This window comes from Achromobacter sp. DMS1, from assembly GCF_001270295.1.
On the sequence record NZ_LHSJ01000348.1, the window covers coordinates 1 to 3747 of the forward strand.

Below are 3747 nucleotides of genomic sequence, written 5' to 3' on the forward strand. Positions count from 1 at the left end.
CGCGCCCAGGGCGGCGCCCTGGATCAGCTTGCGGCGGGTGGCGTTGAAGGCGAAGGGCGCGTTGCGGTGAATCATGGAAAGCTCCTGGTCGGCGGTGTCGAAGAGTCTTGTGGACAAGCTTGCATACCAGCCTCTTCAAGCAAGACCCGTGCCAACCCCATGCACGGCCGGGCCCCGGCCCCGGCCCGCGGGCCCAGCCTCAGCGTGGTGCCGCCGGCGACCCAAAACAGTGCGCGGCGCACCGCCGGAGGGGACGCGACCCCGGGGCCTGGCGCGGCCGGTCCCGCGCGCCGGGCGGACGGGTTAGGATGCGGAAATCGCCGGGGCAGTGCCCCCGGAAACCGGCGTCCGCCGTTTCGGGGCGGGCGCCCGCGCGATGGTGTGAAGCAATGAATACGCGTTTTGTCGAAGCATTCCTGTGGTCGGCCAGGCTGGGCAGTTTCCGCGCCGCCAGCGACCGGCTGCACATCACCCAGGCGGCGGTGGCCAACCGCATCGCCTCGCTCGAAGAGGACATCGGCGCGCGCCTGTTCGAGCGCGATGCCAAGGAACTGCGGCTCACCGCGGTCGGCACGCGCCTGCTGGACTACGGCGAGCGCCTGCTGGAGCTGCGGCAGCAGATCCTGTCGCTGGGCAGGCGTGGCGACGAGGTGTTCGGGCTGGTGCGCATCGGCGCCATCGAGACGGTGGTGCACACCTGGCTGATCGGCTTTCTCACGAACCTGCGCTCCACCTACCCGGGCATCGAGGTCCAGCTCACCTCGGAAACCACGCGCGCCCTGCATCGCGGGCTGCGCGAAGGCACGCTGGACATCGCCCTGCAGACCGATCATCTCAGCGGCGCAGGCATCATCAGCACGCCGTGCCTGCCCATGGAAATGGGCTGGGTGGGCCCGGCGGGCGACGAGGCTTTCCTGCCCGTGAGGCAACTGCTCGCCGAGCCCGTGCTGACCATGAGCCCGGGCTCGCAGCCGCACGAGGCCCTGAAGGCGCTGTTTCGCGAGGCGGGCATCCCGCTGGGCAAGGTGCATTGCGTGAGTTCGATCTCGGCGCTGGCGCGCCTGGTGCGCGGCGGTTTCGGCCGCGCCCTGGTGCCGCTGCCGCCCATCTACGAATACGTGGCGCGCGGCGAGGTGCAGGTCATACGCAGCGACGTGATCGTGCCGCCGCAACTGCTGGTGGTCAGCTATCTGGAGGGCGCGGGATCGGACGCGATCCGGCTGGTGGCGGAAATGGCGTGCCGGGCCTCGGATCAGTTCACCTCGTCGGTGCGGGAGCCGGATTTCGGTTCCGCGCAATAGTGTTATCCCCTAGATGGCTTTCAGTAATTCTGTTGCCGCAGACAAAAAATAACTCGTTTGTCCGAAGCGCGCCCCGGATCGAAGATGAGGTCTTTCGTCAACGCAGGACCGCCACTTCATTCCATGAGCCATACCGTCAATTCCCCGTCCTCGCCGCCGCAACCGCAAGGCATGCTGTTCGTGGCCTGCGACCTGGACCCGGCCGCCGACGAGCGCGATTTCAACCGCTGGTACGACCGCGAGCACGTCGAAGAGCGCGTGCGCATTCCGGGCTTCCTGTCCGGCGCCCGCTATTTCTCGCTGGAAGGCGGCCGCAAATACCTCGGCCTGTACCTGACCCGGTCGCTGGACGCCTTCACTTCCGACGCCTACCGCGCCGCGTTCCAGCGTCAGACGCCGTGGTCGGTGGCCAACCTGGACCGCATGCGCGATCCCATGCGACGCGTCTGCGCCGTGACGGCGCAAACCGGCATGGGCAGCGGCAGCCATCTCGCGGTGCTGCCGCTGGCCGCCTCCGACGACGCGCTGCAGGCGCAGGCCCAGGCGCTGGGCGCGGCCCTGGCGGAGATCGACGGTTTCGTCCATGCGTATCTGCTGACGCCCGACGCGTCCCTGAGCACGCCGCTGCCGCGCGAGTCGCCGGAGAACCGCAGGCTCGATCCGATTTTCGTCATCGAGGCCGGCACCGAGGCCGCCGCGCGGGCGCTGCGCGCCCGGGCGCGCGAGACGCTGGGCGCGCGCGCCGCCGACGCGTGGCTGATGGCGCTGGGCTGGAAGCTCAACGCGGCCGACCTGCGCTGACGCCGGCGCCGCCGGGCGCCCCTCCGGCCGCGCCCGGCCACATATTCAACCAGGGGAACAACATGACAGAAAACGCATTGCGCGGCCCGGCGTCCGTCCGGGCCGGGGTTGCGCACGGCCAGGGCAAGATGAAGCGCCTGGCGATGGCCAGCTCGGTCGGCACCACGCTGGAGTGGTACGACTTCACCATCTACAACCTGATGGCGGCGCTGGTGTTCAACGCGATCTTCTTCCCGTCCTTCGATCCGCTGACGGGCACCATACTGGCTTTCTCGACCTATGCCGTGGGCTATGTGTCGCGGCCGCTGGGCGGCTTCGTCTTCGGCCACCTGGGCGACCGCCTGGGCCGCAAGTTCGTGCTGGTGACCACGCTGGTCATCATGGGCGCCTCGACCGGGCTGATGGGCATGCTGCCCACTTACGCCACGTGGGGCGTGTGGGCGCCCATTGCGCTGGTGGCGCTGCGTTTCGTGCAGGGCGTGGCGCTGGGCGGGGAATGGGCCGGCGCGGTGCTGCTGTCCATGGAGCACGGCAAGCCGGACCAGCGCGGCCGCAACGCCTCCTTCACCCAGATCGGGCCGTCCTGCGGCACGCTGATCGGCACGGGCTTCATCGCCGCGGTGTCGGCGTGGCTGGCGCCGGAGGAGTTCCAGGCCTGGGGCTGGCGGGTGCCGTTCATCGCCAGCGTCGCGCTGGTGAGCTTCGGGCTCTGGCTGCGCCGCGGCGTGGAGGAAACGCCGGTGTTCCGCGAAATGGAGCAGAAGCGCGAAACCGCCAGGACGCCCATCAAGGAAGTGCTCGGCGCGTACTGGCGGCAGCTGCTCATTGCCGGCGGCTCGCGCATCGGCTCGGACGTGCTGTACGCGCTGGTGGTGGTGTTCTCGCTGACCTACGTGACCAGCGTGCTGCACCTGTCGCGTCCCATGGCGCTGGGCGCGACCATGCTGGGCTCGGCCCTGAACGCGGTCGCGGTGCCGCTGTTCGGGCATCTCTCCGACAAAGTGGGCCGACGCCCGGTGTACCTCGCCGGCGCGGTGCTGGGCATGGCGTGGGCCTTCGTGTTCTTCGTGCTGATGGACCAGGCCCATCCCGTGGCCATCTGCGCCGCGGTGGCGGGCGGGCTGCTGGTGCACGCCATGATGTACGGCCCGCAGGCGGCCTTCGTCGCCGAGCAGTTCCCGGGCCGGGTGCGCTATGCCGGCGCGTCGCTGGCCTACACGCTGGCGGGCATCCTGGGCGGCGGCTTCGCGCCGCTGATCATCGCCAGCGTGTTCAAGTCCTGGCAGTCGACGCTGGCCATTTCGGTCTATGTGACGCTGGCGCTGGTCGTCACGGCGGTGGCCGTGCTGGCCGCGCGGGAAACGGGCAAGTCGCCCCTGCAGCGCTGAACGCGGCGCGCGCTTCCTGAAAACGCCGGTCCGGGCCGTCCCGCGCCGGCGTTTTCGCGCGCGGCCGCAGCCGGTATTGTTCGGAAAAATGTCAGCTACCTGACGGTCTTCTGAATGGCAAACAAAAATTGTTTACACTCGCATCCACAAGATTCGAGTCAGGGCGCGCCGTCGCGGGGCGGCGCGCCCGCCATACGGGAGAAAGTCCATGCGCAAGTTGCTGTTGGGGGCCGCGCTCGCGGCGGCGGTGTTCGGGG

Annotated in this window: 3 protein-coding genes; all 3 read left to right on the forward strand. The window is 69.4% G+C overall.

Annotated features, from left to right (window positions below):
* Positions 1–389 precede the first annotated feature (389 nt).
* The 3 genes from AD428_RS23975 to AD428_RS23985 all read left to right on the forward strand — a co-directional run bounded on the left by AD428_RS23975 (position 390) and on the right by AD428_RS23985 (position 3490).
* Entirely contained in the window at positions 390–1301 is a 912-nt protein-coding gene (locus tag AD428_RS23975; protein ID WP_053246819.1) for a LysR family transcriptional regulator, read from the forward strand.
* A gap of 123 nt (positions 1302–1424) precedes the next feature.
* A complete protein-coding gene (locus tag AD428_RS23980) occupies positions 1425–2102 on the forward strand; it encodes a DUF4286 family protein (protein WP_053246820.1) in 678 nt (225 codons plus the stop codon).
* A 62-nt stretch (positions 2103–2164) separates the two neighbouring features.
* Entirely contained in the window at positions 2165–3490 is a 1326-nt protein-coding gene (locus AD428_RS23985; protein WP_053246821.1) for an MFS transporter, read from the forward strand.
* Positions 3491–3747 lie beyond the last annotated feature (257 nt).